This window comes from Caldimonas sp. (assembly GCF_046289365.1).
Taxonomy (GTDB): domain Bacteria; phylum Pseudomonadota; class Gammaproteobacteria; order Burkholderiales; family Burkholderiaceae_C; genus Caldimonas.
Genome location: NZ_JBKBVU010000011.1, coordinates 9808 through 30811 on the forward strand (window position 1 = coordinate 9808; position 21004 = coordinate 30811).

At 69.1% G+C, this 21004-nt stretch carries 20 protein-coding genes; 7 read left to right on the forward strand and 13 right to left on the reverse strand.

What is annotated here, in order from left to right:
• On the forward strand, positions 1-2000 hold a 2000-nt coding region (locus tag ACK42S_RS02250), incomplete at its 5' end, for a GNAT family N-acetyltransferase (protein WP_409702803.1).
• Between the two features lie 132 nt (positions 2001-2132).
• Here ACK42S_RS02250 and ACK42S_RS02255 read toward each other — a convergent pair.
• Complete coding sequence (locus ACK42S_RS02255; protein WP_409702805.1) at positions 2133-3062, reverse strand: RibD family protein; 930 nt, start codon at positions 3060-3062, stop codon at positions 2133-2135.
• A gap of 95 nt (positions 3063-3157) precedes the next feature.
• Here ACK42S_RS02255 and ACK42S_RS02260 point away from each other — a divergent pair, with 95 nt between their 5' ends.
• On the forward strand, positions 3158-4336 hold the full coding sequence (locus tag ACK42S_RS02260) for a GTP cyclohydrolase II (RefSeq protein ID WP_409702807.1): 1179 nt from the start codon (positions 3158-3160) through the stop codon (positions 4334-4336).
• Between the two features lie 10 nt (positions 4337-4346).
• Here ACK42S_RS02260 and ACK42S_RS02265 read toward each other — a convergent pair whose 3' ends face one another.
• Complete coding sequence (locus ACK42S_RS02265; RefSeq protein WP_409702809.1) at positions 4347-5240, reverse strand: alpha/beta fold hydrolase; 894 nt, start codon at positions 5238-5240, stop codon at positions 4347-4349.
• Between the two features lie 372 nt (positions 5241-5612).
• On the opposite strand from ACK42S_RS02265, the gene ACK42S_RS02270 reads away from it, so the two are divergent.
• The gene (locus ACK42S_RS02270) at positions 5613-6434 is read left to right on the forward strand and encodes a phosphodiesterase (RefSeq protein WP_409702811.1); all 822 of its coding nucleotides are present in this window, start codon (positions 5613-5615) and stop codon (positions 6432-6434) included.
• Here ACK42S_RS02270 and ACK42S_RS02275 read toward each other — a convergent pair.
• From ACK42S_RS02275 to ACK42S_RS02300, 6 genes are all read right to left on the reverse strand, one after another.
• Positions 6431-6859: a GFA family protein gene (locus ACK42S_RS02275; protein ID WP_409702813.1), complete on the reverse strand. Its 429-nt coding sequence runs from the start codon at positions 6857-6859 to the stop codon at positions 6431-6433. The two genes, ACK42S_RS02270 and ACK42S_RS02275, sit on opposite strands and share 4 nt — an antisense overlap.
• Before the next feature lie 15 nt (positions 6860-6874).
• Positions 6875-7342 (reverse strand): SRPBCC family protein, encoded by a 468-nt coding sequence (locus tag ACK42S_RS02280; protein ID WP_409702815.1) that lies wholly within the window; start codon positions 7340-7342, stop codon positions 6875-6877.
• 2 nt (positions 7343-7344) lie between these two features.
• The gene (locus ACK42S_RS02285) at positions 7345-7659 is read right to left on the reverse strand and encodes an ArsR/SmtB family transcription factor (protein WP_409702817.1); all 315 of its coding nucleotides are present in this window, start codon (positions 7657-7659) and stop codon (positions 7345-7347) included.
• Positions 7660-7755: 96 nt separating this feature from the next.
• Positions 7756-8874: a DNA alkylation repair protein gene (locus ACK42S_RS02290; protein WP_409702819.1), complete on the reverse strand. Its 1119-nt coding sequence runs from the start codon at positions 8872-8874 to the stop codon at positions 7756-7758.
• Positions 8875-8911: 37 nt separating this feature from the next.
• On the reverse strand, positions 8912-10135 hold the full coding sequence (locus ACK42S_RS02295) for a class I SAM-dependent methyltransferase (RefSeq protein WP_409702821.1): 1224 nt from the start codon (positions 10133-10135) through the stop codon (positions 8912-8914).
• Between the two features lie 76 nt (positions 10136-10211).
• Positions 10212-10655 carry an SWIB/MDM2 domain-containing protein gene (locus tag ACK42S_RS02300; RefSeq protein WP_409702823.1) on the reverse strand — a complete coding sequence of 148 codons (444 nt, stop codon included), beginning with the start codon at positions 10653-10655 and terminating at the stop codon, positions 10212-10214.
• Positions 10656-10972: 317 nt separating this feature from the next.
• Here ACK42S_RS02300 and ACK42S_RS02305 point away from each other — a divergent pair, with 317 nt between their 5' ends.
• Entirely contained in the window at positions 10973-11551 is a 579-nt protein-coding gene (locus ACK42S_RS02305; RefSeq protein WP_409702825.1) for a DJ-1/PfpI family protein, read from the forward strand.
• A gap of 71 nt (positions 11552-11622) precedes the next feature.
• The gene (locus ACK42S_RS02310) at positions 11623-11988 is read left to right on the forward strand and encodes a ribbon-helix-helix domain-containing protein (RefSeq protein ID WP_409702827.1); all 366 of its coding nucleotides are present in this window, start codon (positions 11623-11625) and stop codon (positions 11986-11988) included.
• A gap of 5 nt (positions 11989-11993) precedes the next feature.
• On the opposite strand, the gene ACK42S_RS02315 is transcribed toward ACK42S_RS02310, so the two are convergent.
• The 4 genes from ACK42S_RS02315 to ACK42S_RS02330 all read right to left on the reverse strand — a co-directional run bounded on the left by ACK42S_RS02315 (position 11994) and on the right by ACK42S_RS02330 (position 17302).
• Entirely contained in the window at positions 11994-13094 is a 1101-nt protein-coding gene (locus tag ACK42S_RS02315; RefSeq protein ID WP_409702829.1) for an alpha-hydroxy acid oxidase, read from the reverse strand.
• Positions 13091-13774, reverse strand: a complete 684-nt coding sequence (locus ACK42S_RS02320; protein WP_409702831.1) for a Fe2+-dependent dioxygenase — start codon at positions 13772-13774, stop codon at positions 13091-13093. The genes ACK42S_RS02315 and ACK42S_RS02320 overlap by 4 nt, the downstream gene beginning before the upstream one ends.
• Positions 13775-13876: 102 nt before the next feature.
• Positions 13877-16132 carry a TonB-dependent receptor gene (locus ACK42S_RS02325; RefSeq protein ID WP_409702833.1) on the reverse strand — a complete coding sequence of 752 codons (2256 nt, stop codon included), beginning with the start codon at positions 16130-16132 and terminating at the stop codon, positions 13877-13879.
• A gap of 201 nt (positions 16133-16333) precedes the next feature.
• Positions 16334-17302 (reverse strand): TerC family protein, encoded by a 969-nt coding sequence (locus ACK42S_RS02330; protein WP_409702835.1) that lies wholly within the window; start codon positions 17300-17302, stop codon positions 16334-16336.
• Positions 17303-17584: 282 nt separating this feature from the next.
• Between ACK42S_RS02330 and ACK42S_RS02335 the strand changes: the two genes are divergently transcribed.
• Positions 17585-18025: a hypothetical protein gene (locus ACK42S_RS02335; RefSeq protein WP_409702837.1), complete on the forward strand. Its 441-nt coding sequence runs from the start codon at positions 17585-17587 to the stop codon at positions 18023-18025.
• A gap of 72 nt (positions 18026-18097) precedes the next feature.
• Entirely contained in the window at positions 18098-18454 is a 357-nt protein-coding gene (locus tag ACK42S_RS02340) for a phage holin family protein (protein ID WP_409702855.1), read from the forward strand.
• A 39-nt stretch (positions 18455-18493) separates the two neighbouring features.
• On the opposite strand, the gene ACK42S_RS02345 is transcribed toward ACK42S_RS02340, so the two are convergent.
• A complete protein-coding gene (locus ACK42S_RS02345; RefSeq protein ID WP_409702839.1) occupies positions 18494-20977 on the reverse strand; it encodes a PAS domain S-box protein in 2484 nt (827 codons plus the stop codon).
• Positions 20978-21004 lie beyond the last annotated feature (27 nt).

The window sequence follows — 21004 nt, forward strand, 5'->3', positions numbered from 1 at the left end:
AGTTCGCCGCGCGCGCGGGCGCGCGCAACAAGCCCGTGCTGGTCGTAAAGGCGGGCCGGGCCCCCGAGGGGTCCCGGGCGGCGGCCTCGCACACCGGGGCGATCGCCGGTGGCGATGCGGTCTTTGATGCAGCCGTCCGGCGCGCCGGGATGCTGCGTGTGGACACACTGACCGAGCTGTTCGATGCGGCCGAGACGCTGTCGCGCATGAAGGCACCGGCCGGCGAGCGCCTGGCCATCCTCACCAATGGCGGCGGGGCCGGGGTGCTGGCGGCCGATGCCTTGGCCCTGGGCGGCGGGCGGCTCGCCGAGCTCGGGCCGGCCACGCTACAGGCCTTGGATGCGGTGCTGCCGCCGACCTGGTCGCACGGCAATCCGGTGGACCTGATCGGCGATGCGCCCGTGGCGCGTTACACCGCGGCGCTGGATGCCGTGCTGGGCGACCCGGGTGTGGATGCCGTGCTGTTCATGCACGCGCCCACGGCGATCGTGCCCAGCGAGGCCATCGCCCGGGCCGTGCTGCCGCGCATGCGCGATGCCGCCCGGCCGGTGTTCACCTGCTGGCTGGGTGGGACGGCGGTGGCGCAGGCGCGCTCGCTCACACGCAAAGCCGGCATCGCCGGCTACGACACGCCCGAGCAGGCAGTGCGGGCCTTCTTGCACCGGGTGACCTACCAGCGCAACCAGCAGGCGCTGATGCAGACGCCGCCGTCGGTCCCGGCCGGCCCCCCACCCGACCGGGCGGCGGCCCGGGCCGTGCTGGCGCAGGCCCTGCAGGCCGGACGCCGGCGGCTCGACGAGCCAGAGGCCAAGGCCTTGCTGGCCGCCTATGGCCTGCCGGTGGTCGAGACCCGGGTGGCGGCCGACGAAGCCGCCGCGGTGCAAGCCGCCCAGGCCATCGGCTTTCCAGTGGTGCTCAAGATTCTGTCGCCGCAGATCTCGCACAAGTCCGACGTGGGCGGCGTGGCCCTGGCGCTGCAGGACGCCTCGCAGGTGGCGCAGGCCGCGCAGGCGATGCGCGAGCGGGTGCAGCGACTGCGTCCGGACGCGGTGCTAGCCGGCTATACGGTGCAGGCGATGGTGCAGCGCCCGCGTGCCCACGAACTGCTGGTGGGGGCGCTGAGCGATCCGCTGTTCGGGCCGGCGATCGTGTTCGGCCAAGGCGGCACGGCCGTGGAAGTGGTGCGCGACCGGGCGGTGGCCCTGCCGCCGCTGAACGTGGCGCTGGCGCGTGACCTGATCGGGCGCACGCGGGTGTCGCGCCTGCTGGCGGGCTACCGCGACCGCGCGCCGGTGGACCCGGCGGCCCTCGAGGCGGCGCTGATGGGGGTATCACAGCTCCTGTGTGAGCTGCCCGAGGTGGTGGAACTGGACATCAACCCCTTGCTGGCCGACGACCAGGGCGTGATCGCGCTGGATGCGCGGGTGGTGATTGCACCGGCCACCGGCACGGCGGTGGAGCGCCTGGCGATCCGGCCCTACCCGGTGGAGCTGGAGCACGGCTTCGACTGGGGCGGGCAGCCGATGCGGCTGCGGCCCATCCGTCCGGAGGACGAGCCTGCGCTGCGAGACTTCTACGGCCGGGCCGACCCGCAGGACTTGCGGCTGCGCTTTTTCATGGCGCGCCGCGAGGTGCCGCGCTCGGAGCTGGCGCGCTACAGCCAGATCGACTACGACCGCGAGATGAGCTTCGTGGCCGAGCCGCTGGGTGAGGCGGCCGGCGAGATCTGGGGCGAGGTGCGCGCCGTGTGTGATCCGGACAACCACACCGCCGAGTTTGCGATCCAGGTGCGCAGCGGCCTGCAGGGTCGGGGCCTGGGGCGCTACCTGCTGCAACACATGATCGCCTACCTGCGCGCACGCGGCACGCGCGAGCTGGTGGGCCACTGCCTGCCCGAGAACACCGCGATGAGCACGCTGGCGCGCCAGCTCGGCTTCCGCGTGGACATGACGCGCGAGCCCGGGGCGGTGTGGCTGAGGCTGCCGCTGCAGGACGGCTGAGCTCCCTTTGTCGCCTTATCCGGGAAAGCCGCGGGATGCCATCACGCCCCTCTTGGCACGGGCCAGCAGGTTTTGGCAACAGGGTGTGACACGCGCGGCGCGCGGGGCACCGTTGGGGCGTGGCTCCCCCGATCAGGAAGGGTCGGCGCCGCGCAGGTCCAGGTCCCACAACACGTCGTCGCCCAGACGGTAGGCGCGGGCGCGGGGGCGCAGGCACTGGCTCATCCGTTGCACCGGGGGCAATTGCACGCCGGGCCGGCCCTGGCCGATGAGCACCGGGGCCACCATCAGATGCAGCCGGTCGAGCACCCCCTGGGCCAGGCAGCGCGACACCGTCACGCCCCCGCCTTCGACCAGCACCGTGGCCAGCCCCCGTTCGCGCAGGCGCGCCAGCAGGGCCGGCCAGACCACCTGGCCGCGATCGTCGACCAGCCCCGGCACGGCCAGCACCTGGTGCCCCCCCACGCGCTCGGCCGCGCGAGCACGGTCGCGCTCGTCGCAGGCCAGCAGCGTCGGGGCGATGCCATCGGTGAACAGGCCGGACTCGGGCGGCACGCGCAGGTGCACGTCCAGCACCACCCGCGTGGGGTGGGGCCCGTTGACACGCCGGGTGGTCAGCCGCGGGTTGTCGGCCACGGCGGTGCCGGTGCCCACCAGCACCGCGTCACACAAGGCGCGCAGCCGGTGCAGATGGGTCAGGGCCTCGGGGCCGTTGAGCGCGCCGGAATCGCCGCCCTCGGTGGCCACCTGACCGTCCAGGCTCTGGCCGAGCTGGCCCACCACACGGCTGGCATCGGCCGGCACGTCGGCCACCAGCGGCAGCAGCGGGCCGGCCAGCTCGTGCGCGGCCATGGGCCAGGCGCCGTGGAGCTGCCACTGGCCGTCGTGGTGGTGCATGCCCAGCCGGGGGTCGTGCACGGCGGTCAGGCGCGGTGCGGGCCCACGGCCATGGCGACGCCAGTCGGCCGCCTGCAGCAGCAGCGGCCAAAGAGCCTCGCAGGCCTGCGCCGCCGTGCGGCCCAGCGCCAGGATGTTCGGGCCGTTGCGCAGCTCGAAGGTCAAGCCAGGGCCTCCAGGAAGGGGGGCGGGGCCGGCGGGACGCGCCGGATGGGCCTGTGCCGGTAGAGCCCCGCCATCGCGGCTATGCTAGCAGCCTGATGAATGCCTTGATCTCCCCTCTTGCCGCCCTGCCCGCGCAGGATCTGGCCTCGGAACGCGCCGCCATCCGCGTGGACCGGGCCCAGACCGAACTCAAGCATGGCCGTGTGCTCGCACTGCGCTCGGACGCCGGCCCCGTGCTGCTGGCCGCCACGATCGAGACCCTGAGCCCTCCCCGTCTGGCCTGGCTGAGCGGCCTGGGTGTGCCGCTGCGCCTGCTTTTCACTGCCGAGCGGGCCACGGCCCTGGGCCTGGGCGTGGCCGGCAGCGTGAGCCTGCCGCTGCCCCCCGGCGCCAGCGTCGAGCAGTTGCAGGCGCTGGGCGCTGTGACGCTGGAGTTCGGCCCCGAAGGCCGCGCGCGTCTGCCCGCCGGCCTGCCCGATGTCGCCTCGCTGGGCACGCCTGAGCCGGCCACGGCCGTCATGCTGTCGGCTCTGGCCCTGGCCAAGCGGGCCCGCCTGATCCCGGCCCTGGTGGTGGCCGAGATTGGCGCGATCGGCGACGACACCCTGGAAGCCGCCCAGCTCGAGATCGTCAGCGAGGCCGAGGTGACCCAGGTGCGCGAGCAGGGCCATCTGAGCCTGCGCCGCGTGAGCGACGCCCACGTGCCCATCGACGCGCACGACGACTGCACGCTGGTGCTCTTCCGCGAGCTCAACGGCGATGCCGAGCATGTCGCCATCATCGTGGGCCAACCCGACCTGAGCCAGCCGGTGCCGGTGCGGCTGCATTCATCGTGCCTGACCGGCGACCTGCTGGGCAGCCTGCGCTGCGACTGCGGCGACCAGCTCCAGCGCGCCATCGCCCACCTGGCCGAGCGCGGCGGTGTGCTGCTCTACCTGGCCCAGGAGGGCCGTGGCACGGGTCTGGGCAGCAAGCTGCGCGCCTACCGGCTGCAAGACAGCGGCCTGGACACCATCGATGCCGACCAGTACCTGGGCTTCCGCGCCGACGAGCGCGACTTCCAGGCCGCCGTGGCCATGCTCAAGGCATTGGGCGTCACCCGCATCCAGTTGCTGACCAACAACCCGCGCAAGATCGAGGCGCTGCGCCGCGGCGGCATCGACGTGGTCGACCGCATCGCGCTGCACGCACCGCCCACGGCGCACAACGCCCGGTATCTGGCCACCAAGCGCGAACGCGCCGGACACATCAAGCCGGACGACGAGCAGGAGTGAAACCTGCCACTCAGGCCGGCACGCGCGCCCGGAACTTCAGATAGTCGGCCGCGCACTCCTGCGGCCGCTCGATCATCGGCAGGTGTCCGACACCGGGCATGCGGATGAGTTCCGCCTGCGGCATCAGGCCCTGCAGGATGGGGCCGGCGCCCGGGTGCAGCACGCGGTCTTCCTCGCCCCAGACGATGAGGCTGGGCGCCTTCACGGTGCGGGCCCGGTCCTCGATCGGATCGGCCTTGATCTGCTGGTACACCCGCTGCTCCAGCGCGTGGTTGGCGATGCGCTCCTTGGCCATCACCTGGATGTAGGGCATGGGCACCTCGGGCAGCCTGGCCACGGTGAAGGCCAGCGTGCGGGCCAAGTCCTCGGCGCTGCGCACCAGCAGCGGGTTGTCGCCGCCGGCTTTCACCATCTGCGCGAGCTCGCTCAGCGGTGCACTCCACACCCCGCCCGGGGCCAGCAGCCACAGGCTCTTCACCGCCTGCGGATAGCGTGCCGCAAACGCCAGGGCGATGTGCCCGCCCATGGAGTTGCCGCCCAGATGCAGCGCCGGCGCCCCCAGGGCCTGGGCCAGGGCCAGCAGACGCTCGGCCTGGGCGTCGGTGCTGTAGTCGGCCTCCATCGGCTTGGCCGATTCGCCAAAGCCGATGTGGTCGGGCACGATCACGCGGTAGTGCGGCGTGAGGTGGCGCGCGATGGTGTTGAAGTTGTCCTTGTTGCCGCCAAAGCCGTGCAGCAGCATCAGCGGCTCGCCCCGGCCGCCTTCCAGGTACACGTACTGCAGCCCGCCGGGCAGCGTGATCGAGCGGCGCTCCAGCCCTGCGCGTTCGCGCAGGGTGTCGAGCATGTAGCGGACGGTCTTTTCCGGGGCGAGGTGGGCGAAGACTTGGGCGAGCAGGTTCATGAGCGCCGAGGATAGCCCAGGGCCGGCGCCCAGCCTGTCGCGCCTTTGTCAGCCGCGCCGCGCCCGCCGCCGCTGCCGGTCGACCGCCACCAGCACCAGGGCCCCATCGGCCGTGAACTCGTGGCGCACCACCTGGCCGAGGAACCGACCTTGCCTGTGTGGAGCGAAGTTCTTGACCCGACGCCCAGCCGTCGCGGGGCCGATCCATGGCAGGCAGGCCTGCCCGGCGCGCCAGCAGGGTTTGCGCGCAGGCCCCGCAGGCCAGGGAGGGGCTGCTGCGGCGCAGCACCTGCTGACGGCGGCTCGCGACTGGCCACCCGGTCGGCGATCTGACAAGATGCAGGAATGGCCCCCGGTGCACTGCAAGCTGCCATGTCCGCCCCTGCGCCCCAGGTGCTGGTCCAGCTCTCCGACACCCACATCACGGTGCCCGGCCGCTGGCTGGATGGTCGCATCGACACCGCCACCGCGCTGGCACGTGCGGTGCAGGCGGTGTGCCGCCTGCGGCCCGCACCGGTGGCCGTGCTGGTCAGCGGCGATCTGGTCGATGCCGGCTCGCCCGAGGAGTATGCGCACCTGCGCACGCTGCTGGCGCCCCTGCCGGGCCCCGTCTATCTGATGCCGGGCAACCACGACGAGCGCGGTGCCCTGCGGGCGGCCTTTGCCGACCACCCCTACTTGCGTCAGATGGAGGAAGGTGACTTCATCCAGTACACAGTCGATCTGCCCGGCTTGCGCCTGGTCGCCCTGGACACCGTGGTGCCCGGCGCCGGCCACGGTGCGCTGTGCCAGCGCCGCCTGGACTGGCTCGACGCCACCCTGACCCAGGCCCCCGGACAACCCACCCTGGTGGCCCTGCACCACCCGCCCTTCCTCACGCACATCGAGCACATGGACGCCCTGGGCCTGCGGGAGGGCCGCGAAGCCTTCGAAGCCATCATCCGCCGCCACCCCCAGGTGGAACGCATCGCCTGCGGTCACCTGCACCGCTGCATCCAGGCCCGTGTGGCCCACACGGTGGCCATCACCGTGCCGTCGCCGGCCCATCAGGTGGAGCTGGACCTGGTGGGCGACCACCCGGCCAGCTACACCTTCGAGCCGCCGGGCTTCGGCCTGCACGTGTGGACCCGTGGCACGGATCTCGTCAGCCATGTGATGCCGGTGGGCGACTTCCCGGGGCCGTTTGCGTTCTAGCCGGGCGGCATCCGCTCAAAGGCCTGCAGCGAGGGATCCATGGCATCCCAGGCCTGCCCACGCACGCGGTAGGTGAGCACCTGCGGTGCGAAGCGGCTGGGGTCGTCGAGGCTGGCCGCGGGCACGGCGATGAGGTCGGGCATCGCAGCGAAACGCAGGTAGACCGGTGCGCCGCAGATGGGGCAGAACGCATGCGTCTTCACGTTGCCGCTGTCGGCTGCAACGTCCCAGTGTGTGGGGTTGCCGGTGATCTGCATCTCGGCGCGCGCGGGAAAGGTGAGGTAGGAACCGTGTCCCGTGCCGCTTTGCCGCTGGCAGTCGCGGCACTGGCAATGGTTCTGGAAGATGGGCGTCTGCTTCGTGGTGTAGCGCACGGCGCCACACGCGCAGCCGCCGCTGTACGGCGCTTGATGATCCGATGTCATGAAAGGGCTCCCGGTTCAGGCCGCTGCCTTGGGCTTGGCGAAAACGTCGATGCCCTCGCCGGTTTCGAGCAGTGACTTCAGGCTGGACAGGACGATGGGCCAGCCCTGCTGGATGCCCCTGGCCATGCCGCTACCGGCCTGCAGATCGTCATGGCTGACGGTGAGCTTCACCATGTCCTGATAGGGCGCGATATCGAAGGTCACGCGGCTGTAGGCGTCCGGGTCGTCGGCCTGCGAGGCATTGGCCCAGGTGATGACCAGACGCGTGGGCGGGGACACCTCCACGACCTTGCCCACCAGCTGAAGCGTGCGCTGCTCGTCGGCGCGCACATGCTGCCAGTCGGACCCCACCTGCCAGTCGGACAGGTTCTCGTGGCCCCAGTAGCGGCGGGCGATTTCGGGTTGGGTGATGGCTTCGAACACCTTGTCTGGTGTCGAGCGGATGTAGGTCACATAGACGAAGCTCGTCTTTTCCTGGCTCATCGTCACTCTCCTTCGAGTTCCTTTTTCAGGTCATGCAGCAGGCTGAGCCGCTGGCGTTCGAACTTGCGCACCCACCGCTCATAGACCTCGTGCAGCGGCACCGGGTTGATGAAATGCAGCTTCTCCCGGCCCCGTCGTACGGTGCTCACCAGGTTGGCTTCCTCCAGGATCCCGAGGTGCTGGGTGGCCGACTGCCGCGCCATGTCCAGGTGCTCGCAGAGCTGGCCCAGCGTCTGACCGTTCTGTTCACACAGCAGGTCGAGCAGCTTGCGACGGGTCGGGTCGCCCAGCGCCTTGAAAACTTTGTCTGCGTCCATTCGATGCGTCGGTACGTGAAGCCAGTATATGCAGGTAAATGCCTGCATGTCAAACGGACCTAGATCATCCTTGTTCCGGGTGGTCTTGAGGTAGGTCTAGTCGAACAGCGCAAAGCCCGCGCTCGCCGCCACCTGGCCATTCACCAGCACCTCGGCCTGGTGGGCACCGGGATACAGCACCCGCGTGCTGCGCGGCACGAAGTCGCGACGAAGGACCAGGGCCGCCTTCTCGCCAGGCGCCAGCACGAGATCGGTGCCCTTGAACACCTTGCGGCGCGGTGTGCCGCGCGCGCTGGCATAGACGATGGCGTAGTCGACGCACACCCGCACCGGCTCGGCATTCGGGTTGTGCAGTTCGAAGGACAGGTCCAGCACACCGCCCACGCGCACGCGACGTGACGACAGGCGCAGCGCCTTCAGCCCGATGGGCGCGCCCACACCATACCCCTGCAAGGCCAACGCCTCGGGGTGGCCGGCCTTCACCAGGGTGCGCAGGCCGTGGCGTACCGTCCCCAGGGCCTCACCCCCTTGTGCCTGCCAGCGCCGGGCGTGCTCGAGGGCCAGCTCGGCATCGAGCCGGCTCACGTCGTTCAGATGGTTGGCGGCCGAGCGGCGCACCACCTCGTCGGCATCGGACGCGAGCGGTTCGATGAGCGCCAGGCAGCGCTGCGGGTCGCGTTTGAGGGCCAGCACTTGCTGGCCCCAGGGCAGGAGCGGACGGCTGCCCTCGCTGGCCAGGCGGCGCACGCGCGGGTCGGCATCGGACACCCACTGCGCCAGATGCGCCAGTGAAAGGTCGAGGTGCTGAGCCAGGAAGGGGCGGATCGCAAACTCGGCGCTGAAGTGACGGGTGAGCCGGGCCAGCGCCGGCAGGGCCTGCTGCGGCTGGCTCAACCCGGCCAGTGCCGCCCATTCCAGATAGGGCGCCCGCGCAAAGGCGGCGATGCCCTCGCCTTCATTCCAGCCGTCGCGGGGTGCGCCGAGGGCGCGCTCCACCACGGCCAGGGCCTCGTCGAAATGCTTGGGCAGGTGGGTGTGCAAGGCCTCGCCCACGCGGCGCACGCGCTGCATCAGGCTCAGGGCCTCGAAGCCCTCGCGGCAGTCACGCAGGAAGGCGGTCGCACGGAAGCCCGGATGGGCCGTGCTCACGTCGCCCGCAATGGCACGCAGCACGGGCTCGGCGAAGCCGTCTTTCAAGGCGGGGGATTCGGACATGCCGCAAGCCTAACCCGGGCCTGCTGACAACGCGGCGTCAGCAGACCGCGGGAATCGTGCCATCGGCCGCCAGCAGCGTCTCCAGCGCCTGCTCGCGGATGCCGTAGAAGCGCTTGATCTCGCGGATCTGGTCGAGGATTTCATCGGCCGGCTTCGGGCTCGCGCGCTTGACCGCCAGGATCATCTTGTTCTTGTTGGTGTGCTCCAGCGAAACGAACTCGAAGACCTGGGTGTCGTAGCCGCAGGCTTCCAGCAGCAGGGCGCGCAGGCCGTCGGTGAGCATCTCGGCCTCCTGGCCCAGGTGCACGCCATGCTGCAGGATGGGTCGCAGCGGGTGCGGGCTGAGGAGCTGCGGGCGGATCTGCTTGTGGCAGCACGGCGAACACAACAGGATCGACGCCCCGCCGCGCACCCCCTGGTGGAGGGCCAGGTCGGTGGCCGTGTCGCAGGCGTGCAGCGCGATCATCACGTCGATGGGTTGCGGGGGCCTGCGGGCGATGTCGCCCTCGTCGAAGCGCAGACCTTGCAGGCCCAGCCGCTGCACGATGCCGTTGCACAAGGCCACCAAGTCGCCGCGCAGCTCCACGCCCACCACCTCAGCCTGACGCTGCAGGTGCTGCTGCAGGTGGTCGTGCACGGCGAAGGTGAGATAGCCCTTGCCGGCGCCGAAGTCGAGCACACGCACCGGCTCGCTGGCCGCTCGGGCCGCCAGCGGCGAATCGCCAAAGGCGTGCGAGAAGATCTCGACGAACTTGTTGATCTGCTTCCACTTGCGGGCCATCGCCGCCACCAGGTGGTGGCCGGCGTCCATCACCCCGAGTTCCACCAGGAAGGGGCGTGTGGGATCGACCCAGCGGCGCTTCTCGCGGTTGTGCCCGGCCGGCGGCGGGGCCTCGGCCACCGCCCCATGAAGGCGGCCGGTGCGCAGGCTGGCCCTGCCCTTGCGGCTGTGGGCCAACTGCACCTCCTGCGTCGGCGTGAAGAGGTGGGCGTTGCGAAAGCCCTGGGCGATCCACTCGCGCAGCGCCGCCGCCACCTCGGCAGCCGGCAGGTTTTTCGTGATGTCGCGGGTGCGGTAGCGCCACACGAAGGACCAGTGCGGCTGGCCGCGCAGCACCACCGGGCGACCCATCAGGCGCTCCAGTTCGGGCTCCGCCCCCTCGTAGCGCGCCAGCACCAGCTTGTGGGCCGTGCCCTGTGCCACCTCGGCCGCCACGCGGGCGAGGAAGCGTTCGAGGGCGTCGGTGTCGGGCGCGGTCATCGGAAACAAGTGTAGGACGGGACAAAGAAAAAGCCCGGCGCCAGCGGCCGGGCTTCCAGGCTGCCGCAGCAGCGGCTCACTTGAGGTGGCTGCTGATCAGCTTGGTCATCTCGAACATCGAGACCTGGGCCTTCTTGAAGATCTCCTTCAGCTTGGCGTCGGCGTTGATCATGCGCTTGTTGACGGCGTCCTGGAGCTTGTTCTTCTTGATGTAGTCCCAGACCTTCTTGGTGATCTCGGTGCGGGGCATGGCCTTGTCACCGACGATCGCGGCCAGGGCGGCGCTGGGGGTCATGGCCTTCATGAAGGCGGCATTGGGCGTGCGCTTGACCTTGGGCTTGGCCTCTTTCTTGGCCGCGGCCTTCTTGGCCGGCGCCGCCTTCTTGGCGGGTGCCGCCTTCTTCGCCGCCGGCGCCTTCTTGGCCGGCGGCGCCGCCTTCTTCGCGGCCGGGGCCTTCTTGGCCGGCGCGGCCTTCTTCGCTGCCGCCTTCTTGGCGGGAGCCTTCTTCGCAGTTGCCATGTCGAATCTCTCCATCATGAGTGGTTGATGTGCCGGGTCGGGGCGAGAACCGCATGAGCCCTCGTTCCTGCCGAACGCCTGCGTCGCGAATGGTACTGCGTGTGCATGCCACTGAGAAGCGGTTTTCAGAGGGAAAACCACCGCTTGGCCCAGTGTTCATGCGGTTTTGTCGCGGCCGGGCATCACCGCGAGGGGGAGGCTCCCCCCTTTGAAGCCCCTGGGCAGCGCAACAACGGGCTGTTACCCATCGGCCCTCGACGCTTTCCACAATGGTCTGCGCCCCTCTTTTCCCACCCGCGTTCAGACAGGAGACAGTCATGGCCAAGAAGATCCTCATGCTCGTCGGCGATTTCGGCGAGGACTACGAAACGATGGTGCCCTTCCAGGCGCTGTCGATGGTGGGTCACACCGTGCATGCGGTGTGCCCGGACAAACGCGCCGGCGACTGGGTGATGACCGCCGTCCACGACTTCGACGGTTACCAGACCTACTCGGAAAAGCCCGGCCACCGCTTCACCCTCAATGCCAGCTTCGCCGAGATCCGAGGCGAGGACTACGATGCCTTGGTGGTGCCGGGTGGACGCGCGCCGGAGTACCTGCGGATGAACCGCGAGGTGATCGCCCTCGTCCAGCACTTCGCGAAGGCCGGCAAGCCCATCGCCGCCATCTGCCATGGGGCCCAGTTGCTGGCCGCGGCCGGCGTGATCCGCGGCAGGAAAGTGTCGGCTTACCCGGCCTGTGCCGCCGAGGTGGAACTGGCCGGTGCGAGCTATGCCGACGTTGCGGTGGATCAGGCCGTCACCGACGGTGCGCTCGTGACGGCGCCGGCCTGGCCGGCCCACCCGGCTTGGCTGGCCCAATTCCTGACGCTGCTGGGCACGCGCATCCAGACCTGAGCTTTGCAAAGCCGCAGCACAGCGGCTATGGTTGACGCGGGCCGCGCGGCTCGCGCGGCGAGGAGACAGCGATGTGCGAGATTTTCATTCGCGCCAACCCCCAGTCGTACGAGTCGCGCACCCGCTCGGTGCGTCTGCACGGGGTGGTCACCAGCATCCGGCTGGAAAACCTGTTTTGGGATGTGCTGACCGAGATCGGTCAGCGCGACGGCCTGGGCGTGACCCAACTCATCGAAAAGCTGTACGACGAGCTGATCGCCTCGCGCGGGCAGGTGGGGAACTTCGCCTCCTTCCTGCGCGTGAGCGCACTGCGCTACCTGGCGCTGCAGGTGCACGAGCGCATCCCGAGCGACCTGTCGGTGCCGATCCGCTCACTCGACGCCCGGCAGGTGCTCGAACGCCTGCCCGAGCGTTGGGCGGCCGCCCAGCCGCACTGAGCCCTTCAAGCGCGCGGTGGATCGAACAAGCACTCCGGGCTGATGTCCGACAGCGTGGCGCAACCACACAGGGCCATCGCGATTTCCAGCTCATCGCGCAGCAAGCGCAGCACATGTGCCACCCCGCGCGCGCCGGCGGCCGCCAGGGCCCACACCTGAGGGCGTCCGACGAGCACGGCGCGCGCGCCCAAGGCCAGCGCCTTGAACACATCGGTGCCGCGGCGGATGCCTCCATCCACCAGCACCGGCAAGCGGCCTTCCACGGCCTGCACGATGCGCGGCAACACCAGGGCCGTGGGTGCGGCCGTGTCCAAGGTGCGTCCGCCATGGTTGGAGACGATCAGCCCGGCCACGCCATGGCGCAGGGCCTCGCGCGCATCGGCCGGGTGCATCAGCCCTTTGAGCAGCACCGGCAGCTCGGTGGCCGCACACAACCAATCCACATCGTCCCAGGTGGGCGCGGCATGCAACAGGCCGTCGAACAAGGCGCTGCCTGCACCGCTGGCGGGTGCTGCCGCTGCCGGCGGCCGGCCCGCCAAATGCACGGCCGACACGCCGGGCGGCAGCCGGAACTGGGCACGCCGCTCCCGGTCGCGCGCGCCACTGACCGGGGCGTCCACCGTCAGGACCAGGGCCTCACAGCCGGCCGCATGGGCCCGCTGCACGAGTTCGCGCCAAAAGCCGCGGTCGGACTGGGGATAGAGCTGCATCCACAACGGCCCGGCCTCGGGCTCGCCGCGCAACGCCTGGGCCACCGTCTCCACCGGCGTGTTCGACTGCAGGCTCAGCACCATGCCGGCCTGCAGGGCCGAGGCCGCCAAGGCCGTGGCCAGTTCACCATCGGGATGGGCCAGTCGCTGGTGCGCCACCGGAGCCAGCAAAATGGGATGCGCCAAGCGGCGCCCCAGCAGGCTCAAGCCCGTGTGCCCGCCGGCCGTGCGGCGCAGCACACGCGGCTGCAGGCGCAAGGCGCGCCAGGCCTCCACATTGGCCTGCAGCGTGAGCTCGTCGCCCGCCCCTCCGGCCAGATAGGCCCAGGCGTTGTCGTCCAGCCGCTGGCGCGCCAGCACCTCGTAGTCGGCAGGGCTGATGGCCGGCGCGCTCATGTGTCGGCCCACATGCGCAGCAGGTTGTGATACGTGCCCGTCAGGCCCACCACCGCCTCTTGCGTGCCGGCCACTGCGCGCAACTGGCTCAAGTGGCGGTCCAGGTCGTAGAGCAAGCGGCGCTGCTCATCGCTGCGCACCATGCTTTCCACCCAGAAGAAGCTGGCCAGGCGCTCACCGCGCGTGACCGGGGTGACCGCATGCACGCTGGTGCCCGGATAGATCACCGCATCGCCAGCCGGCAGCTTCACACGCTGGCTGCCATAGGTGTCTTCGATCACCAGCTCGCCGCCCTCGTAGTCCTGCGGATCGCACAGAAACACCGTGCAGCTCACATCCGAGCGCACTCGCTGGCCGGTGCTGCGCGAGTGCATCACCGCCCCGTCCACATGGGCCCCATAGGTATTGGCCTCGCCGCCATAGCGATTGAACAAAGGGTTGAAGATCTTCTTGGGCAAGGTCGCGGCGAAGAACTCGGCATGGCGCTCCACGGCTTGCAGGATCAGCGCTTGCAGCTGGCGCGAAGCCTCGCTGTCTTGCTTGAGCTGCCAATTGTGCTTGGCATGCACGGCCAAGGCGCCGGCGGTGCTGCGTCCGTCGATCCAGGGCCCCTCGCGCAACCAACGTCGCGCCTGGGCAAGCTCTTGCTCGCTCAATACCTTGCGTAAATGCAGCAGCATGACGCTCCCCTACTTCCACCGTCGATAAAAGAAAAACCGCTGCACCCGATGGCGCAGCGGTTGCATTGTCTCGCCTGGGCCGCCCAGCGACCCAGGCTCAGATCAAAACACCGCCTTGAGCGTGGCCTGCACGGTGCGCGGCGCGCCCGGTGCATAGAAGCCGCGATACAGCGAGTCGGCATACAGCTTGTCGGTGGCGTTGTTCACGTTCACCTTCAGCGACAAGGACTCGTTGAACGCATACTCGCCCATCAAGTCCAGCGTCGTGAAGCTGGGCGCCTCGATGGTGCGGTTGCCCTCCGGGTTTTGCTTGCCACGGTGGTTCAAGCCCGCGCCCACGCGCAACTTGGGCAGCACCCGGTAAGTCGTCCACAAACTGGCGGCATGCTTGGGCGTGAGGCCCGGACGGTCCCCCTTTTGCTGCGCGTTGCCACTGGTGACATTGCTCTCGTCGATGCGCGCATCTGGAATCCAGGTGTACGACAGGAAAGCCTCCCACTTGGGCGTGATGCGGCCGGCCACGTCCAGGTCCAGGCCCGCGGCATGGCGCTTGCCTGACAGCAGCTCCTGGTTCGCCGCCGTGTCCGGGTCGGTGTTACGCTCGTTGTACTTTTCCGAGTAGAACAGCGCCGAGCTCACCCACAGACGGTTGTCCAGCAAATCGAACTTGCCGCCGATCTCGAAGTTGCGGCTTTTCTCCGGCGGCGTGTTGATCAGGCGCTGCACATTCGTCGATCCCAGGTTGGCGTTGATCGCATGCTGGTAGGTATCGGCCGAGGTGTTGTACGACGTGCCGTACGAGACGTGGTAGGACGACCAGTCGTTGGGCTGGAACAGCAGGCCCACGCGCGGGCTCCACAGCGATTCCTTCATCTCGGCGCTGTTGCCGGCGGTGTCGCGGAAGTCGGCCGTGAAGCGGTCGAAGCGCACCCCGGCCACCAGTTTGACCGTGGCACTGAGTTCCGCCGTGTTTTGCACATAGGCGCTGTAGGTGCGCGCGTCAAAGCGGTTCATCGGGATGACGCGCGTATCCGCAATGCTGGCGCCATCGTCGGGCGTGCCCACGGTGGTGGTGGGACGTGCCGGTCCGGCGGCATTGTTGTTGCGCTGCGCATCGTCGCGGTTGAACTCCAGGCCGGCGATGAGGTGGTGACGCAGGCCCCAGGCCTCGAAGCGGTCGGAGTAATCGCTTTGCAAGGTGGTGATGTCGCTCACCCCGCGACGGCCTTTGCCGGTGCGCGTGAGCACCGTGTCCGGCCCCAGATTGTCAGGCGTGACGGCCTGTCCGTTGGGCTGACTGGCCGCACCGGCGAAGCGGATCACCGAGGCCCACAAATCGCGCTTGAAGCGCCCGTGCATCAGCGAGGTTTTCAGCTCGGCATCACCCGAGAAGCGGTGAATGTGCTGGAAGGAACCATAGGTGGAGCCACCTTTGTTGTAGTCGCTGTCCAGGCCATAGTAGTTTTTCGCCGGCAAAGACGGCTTGATCTTGCCGTCGATGTTGAACCAGGGGTGGTTGTACAAGGGCTTGTTGTCGTATTCCAAGTGATAGAAGCCCACTTGGAATTCATCGGCCGTGCCGATCCCCCAGTTGTACGTCGGCGCGATGCCCTTTTTGTCCACGCTGGCACCCCAGTTGTCGGCCTCGTGGATGAGGGTGTTGATGCGCAGCGCCGCGTTGGGCCCGGTCATCGCATTGAAGTCACCGGTCAGGCGGTAATAGTCACCCGAGCCCACCGAGACGTTGACCTCGTGGCGGTTCATCAGGAAGGGCCGCTTGCTCACCTGGTTGACCACCCCGCCGGTGGAGCCATGACCAAAGAGCATCGAGGCCGAACCCTTGAGCACTTCGATGCGCTCCAGATTGAAGGTGTCGCGCTCTTGCAGGCCGGGGTCGCGGCGGCCGTCGATGTAGACATCGCCGGCTTGCAGCAGCGAGAAACCGCGCAGACGAATGTCCTCCTCGCCGGTTTCCCCGGCCTGGAAGGTCACGCCGGCCGTGCTGCGCAGCACCTCGCGGAAGTCGTCCAGATTGCGCTCGTCCATCAGCCGCTCGGTGATCACCGTGACCGACTGCGGAATGTCGCGCAGCGCCTGATCACCCTTGCCGATGCCCGTGCGGTTGACGCGCAGGCTCTCCTTGGGGTTTTGTTCAGCGGTGGCTTGCACCTTGACTTCGGGCAGCGCCGAAGACTGCGTGGTGGCAGAGGGTGTGGACGTTTGTGCCCACGCACCGCCCACGGCCAGACTGGCCATCAAGGCAGCGGCCGGCCCCATCCGGGCCGGGGCCACCGCCCCCGAAACATGCGAACGAACCGAACGGCGCAAACGCGCCTTGGCGCGAGCTGAGCGTGCCATGAAAGCTTCTCTCCAACTGAGGGTGGCAAGACAGGCTCGAAAGTCGTCTTGGCTGGCGAGAGGCTCCCCGACGACGGGGGCTCATGGCTGGCGGATACACCTTCGAACAAAAACCATCACAAATGATAACAATTCTCGTTCGTGTTGTATGCGCAGGGGCGCGTGCCGCGTGCGATCAACGCGCCCGGGCACGCGCAGGGTTCATTCCCCGGGGCGGCGTGCCGGCAGCTTCGGCGCAGTGCGCACGCTCAGGATCATCGTGATCGCCAGGATGGCCGCCACCACGCCCAGCGAGGCGAAAACCGGGATCTTCACCACGTCGATCAGCAGCATCTTGGTGCCGATGAAGGCCAGGATCACCGCCAAGCCGTAGCTGAGCAGGTGGAACTTGGTGGCCATGGCCGCCAGCAGGAAATACATCGCCCGCAGGCCCAGGATGGCGAAGATGTTCGACGTGAGCACGATGAAGGGGTCGGTGGTGATCGCAAAGATCGCCGGGATGGAATCCACTGCGAAGATCACGTCGATCACACCCACCAGGGCCACCACCAGCAGCAAAGGCGTAGCGATGCGCTTGCCGTTTTCGATCGTGAAGAATTTTTCACCGTCGAACGATTTCGACACAGGCATGAGCCGGCGCAACAGCTTGAGCGCTGGGTTGTCCTCCAGGTTCGGCTCCTGGCCCGAGGCCCACCACATCTTGATGCCGGTGATGAGCAAGAAGGCGCCGAACACATAGAGCAGCCAGTGGAACTGCGCCACCAGCCAACTGCCCAGGAGGATCATCACCGTGCGCAGCACGATGGCGCCGATGATGCCGATCATCAACACCCGCTTCTGATAGGCCGGCGGCACCGCGAAGTAGGTGAAGATCATCAGGAAGACGAAGATGTTGTCGACCGCCAGCGACTTCTCGATGAGGTAGCCCGTGAGGAACTCGGTGGCCTTGACGTTGGCCACGGCCGTGCCGTGGTCCTGGGCCACGGCCCACCAGAACAGGCCGTTGAAGGCAAAGCTCAACGCGACCCAGACGATCGACCAGTTCAAGGCCTCCTTCACCGACACCGCATGCGCCCCCTGCTTGCGCAGGACGACGAAGTCGATGAACAGGGCCACGAGGACGGAAACGACAAAGAAGACCCACAGCCAATCGGGCGCAATGGTGTTCATGAACACTCCACAAAAGCTTGATTGCGCCGAAAGGTCTTGCGGGGCGAAGTCGCAGCCCTGGCGGGCCGGCTTCCTGCGGGACCCGGGCACATCCTGGCGGATGCGTCCGTACTGACGGGCCGTCGCCACGGTGGGGAACCGTGTGCTACTCCCCTTTCGACAGTCGGGATTGTCGCGGCCCCCACCATAACCCGGCAAGCGATGGGGCTTTATGCCGATGGACAGCCCAGCGGATCAGACTTGACCATCCGACGACAGTCCCCCCCAATGACAAGGAACCCCATGCGCACGACGGTCTTTCTCGTGGACGATGCCTCTCACACCCGGGAGCGCTTGTTGCCCCTGCTGGAGGGCCGGCCGGCTGCGCTGCAGACCGACACCGACGAGATCGTCCTGGTCGGCTGCGCGCCACGCATGACCCACCGGGTGTCCAAGTGGGTCTCGCACGGAGCTCGCGAGCATTGGCGCACCAAGTGGGCCCACAGACTGTTCGATGAGCTGGAGCCCTGGCTGGCGGCCCACGGCCTGCGGGTGCGCTGCGTGCTGGCCCGCGGACCGCTCGATGAGCTGCTGGGCACGCTGCGGCCCGATCAAGTCGTGGACCTGCGACGCCCCAAGGCGAGCGCTCCGATCGAGCCGCCCCGCGAACGCGCGCGGCCGGCCTGGCGCACGACCCTGCTGCTCTTCGGACTGGGGGCCCTGGTCGCGTTGTCGGAAGCCTGAGCGACCCGCCCAGGCCGCGATCGTGCGGGAGCCGGGCGCCGTCGCGCTGGCCTGCGCTATGCTGGACGCATGATGCTCATCCTCCTGCGCTGGGGCCTGCTGGCCGCCGCCCTGCTCTTCGTCGCCTATGTCTACCCGGCCGTGCAGGTGGCCAGCTTCAGCGCCGCGCTGGTCGCGGCCCTGGTGCTGGGCCTGCTCAATGCCGTCGTGCGCCCCGTGCTGGTGGTGCTCACGCTGCCGGTCACGGTCGTCACGCTGGGCCTGTTCCTCTTCGTCATCAACGCGCTGCTGTTCTACTTCGCGGGCTACCTGCTGGCCGGGCTCACGGTGCCCAGCTTCACGGCCGCGCTGATCGGCTCGCTGATCTACAGTGCGCTGGGCCTGCTGATCGACGCGGCCCTGCAGCAGCTCTTCGGCCGCAGCCGCTGAGGTCCGCAGCGCCTGGCCCCGGCCGGCTCGCGGGGGTGGTCAGGACGCGCGCGGGCGCACCCAGCGATGCAGCGTGGCGTGCAGGTCGTCCAGGTCGATGGGCTTGGGCACGAAGTCGTTCATGCCGGCCTCGCGCGCACGGCGCTGCTCGCTCACCATGGCGGCCGCGGTGAGCGCGATGATGGGCAGCGCCTCGGGCCCGTGGCGGCGCCGGATCCGTGCGGTGACGTCATAGCCGCTCATGTCGGGCATGTGCACGTCCATCAGCACGGCATCGAAGCGGCCCTGGTCGCGCTCCACCGCCTCCAGGGCCTGCTGCCCGTCACACGCCTGCACGACCTCGATGCCCCAGCGCTCGAGCATGCTGACCGCGATCATCATGTTCACCGGGTTGTCCTCCACCACCAGCACACGCGCGCCCTGCAGTGCCTGCGCATCCGGACCGCCCAGGGCCTGAGGGAGGGTGTGCGGCTGCACCTCGCGCAGGGGCAGTTCGGCCCAGAACACGCTGCCCTGGCCCGGCTGGCTGCGCACCCCCACCTCGCCGCCCATCAGGCGCGCCAGTTGGCGGCAGATCGACAGGCCCAGCCCGGTGCCGCCATAGCGGCGCGTGATGGAGTCGTCCGCCTGGATGAAGGGCTCGAAGAGGCGGTCGTGCAAGGCCGGATCGATCCCCGGGCCGGTATCCTCCACCTCGAAGCGCCAGCCCCCCCGGCGGCCACGGTCCACGCGCAGCGTGATGCGGCCGCGCTCGGTGAACTTCAGCGCATTGTTCAGGAAGTTGCCCAGAATCTGGCGCAGGCGCACCGGGTCGGCGCACACCCGCGTCGGCAGGTCGTCCGGCCGCTCGAGCTCGAAGTCCAGCGACTGGGCGCGTGCGAGCTCGCCATAGGTGTCGTGCAGGGCCTGCAGCAGCTCGGGCAGGTCGAACTCGATGGACTCGAGCTTGAGCCGGCCCGCCTCGATCTTGGACAGATCCAGGATGTCCGAGATCACGGCCGACAGTGAGCGGGCGCTTTCCACCAGGCGCTGCAGGTAGTCCTTGCGCCGGTCGGGCTCGACCTCGGGCAGGGCCGCGAGCTGGGCCAGCCCCAGCACACCATGCAACGGCGTGCGGATCTCGTGGCTCATGTTCGCCAGGAAGGCGCTCTTGGCCCGGCTGGCCGCCTCCGCCCGCTCCTTGGCGGCGGCGAGCTGGGCGGCCGCCTCGCGCTCGGTGGTGACGTCCTCGACGATCCAGATCGTGTCACGCCCGTCATGCGCCGGCGTCATTGACGGCACGTCCCTCAGCACGGTGGCCCGCGAGCGGGCCCAGAAGGGGCTGCCGTCGCGCCGCCACATCTGCCACTCGAAGTCCAGCGGCTGCCCCGAGGCGATGGCTCGCTGCGCCGTCGCCCGCACGCGCGCGAAGGCTTCGTCGCTGGGCCAGATGTCGCGCACCGACCGGCCGGCCAGGCTGCCGGCGGGCCAGCCCAGCATGCGCTCGAAGCGCTCGTTGACCTGGCGCATCCGGCCCCGGCGCACCAGCACGATGCCTACCGAGGCGTTGTCGAAGATGGCGCGGTACTCGGCCAGGACACGCTGGTGCTCGCTCATGTCACGCGACATCACGAGCAGGTAGCGCCGGCCACCCACCTCGAAGAAGGTGCCGGCGATCCGCATGGGCATCTCGCGTCCGTCCTTGGTGCGGTAGCGCATCGGGAAGTTGACGATGCGACCCTCGCGCTCGATCACACCGAGAAAGCGCTCCCGCTCGGCCTGGCTGGGCAGCATGCCCAGCTCGAGCACGGTGCGGCCGACGGCCTCCTCCGGGGCATAGCCAATGACGTCGGTGAAGCGGCGATTGACCCGGACATACCGCCCGGTCTCGGGCTCGGTGACCGTGATGATGTCGGGACAGGCCTCGAACAGGCCCGTCAGCAGGGCCTCCGAGCGACGCAGCGCCGCCTGGGCCTCACGGTGTTCGGTCACGTCGAGGAACATCGATTCGGTGACCGGTCCATCGGGCAGCTCCACCCGGGTGGACGTGGCCTCGACGATCACCTGACGCCCGTCGGGCCGCACGATCACCAGGTCCGCCAGCGGCAGGCTCTCGTCCGGCGCCAACGCGGCCAGCGCCTGCAGCCGTGCGCGTGCACGCTCACGCGAGTCCTCGTCGAAAAAGGACAGCAGGTCACGGCCGATCAGGTCCTCGGGCCGGGCCAGGCCCATGATGCGGGCCGCGGCCTCGTTGCAGACGACGATCTGCCACGCACGGTGAATGACCAGGGCCGAGGGCGAGCGCGAGAACAGGCGCCGATAGCGACGCTCCTGCGTGCGGGCTTCGCGCAGCAGCATGCGCATGTGCCAGGCCAGCACTGCCGCCAGCCCGAGCACCCCGGCCCCCCCGGCCCAGCGGGTCCAGGCGCCCAGGCCTGCGAAGGCTCCGCCGAAGGCCAGGATGGCGAGCGCCCCCGCCGCAGCCAGGAGGACATAGGCGGGTGCGGGCCAGCGCGGGGCGGCGCTGACCAAGGGCGCGAGCACTCGGTGCTCCTGGACAGGGATCACGCG